General features: G+C 36.7%; 1 protein-coding gene. It reads right to left on the reverse strand.

What is annotated here, in order from left to right:
• On the reverse strand, positions 1-627 hold a 627-nt coding region (locus IDG60_RS28245; protein ID WP_206161114.1), incomplete at both ends, for a GA module-containing protein.

Consider the following 627-nt stretch of genomic DNA (forward strand, 5'->3'; position numbering starts at 1 on the left):
AACCATTAATCGTATTTGTTGCTGAAGTTTTCGCATTTCTTAAGTTTTCAGCACCATTTAAAGCCGCTTTCGCTCTTGTAACTGCATTTAATGCATTATCAACGTCTGCTTTAGATGTGTTACCACCAGTTTGTTTATTTAAAATGCCTTCAGCCGCTGTGACAGCTTGCGTATATGCATTTCGTTTTGATTCATCTGCATCAAGATAATTTTGATTTCTTAATGTAGCATCTTTATCATTGATTGCACCTTGTAAGCTATTCATTGCGTCGTCTAATGTATTGGCATTTGTTTTTACAGTATTAACGCCATCAACAGTCGTCGCTTGATTGATTTGACCTTCTAACGCAGTACGTTGTGCATTCGTAATATGGTTTAAAGTGCCTAAGTTTTGTTTAGCTGCCGCTTTCGCTTCTGCCAGTTTTGCATCACCATTCAATGCATCTTTCGTACTTGTTACTTGTTGTAATGCACGGTCAACTGCTGCTTTATCTGAATTTGAACCTGTTTGTTTATTTAAAATTGCTTTCGCAGCAGCTACAGCTTGATCATAAGCAGTTTTCTTACTTTGTTCAGCGTCACGATATTTTTGAGTTTGTTTTGTTGCATTTTCATCATCAATACCAT

It is taken from the genome of Staphylococcus sp. EG-SA-2, from assembly GCF_017152085.1.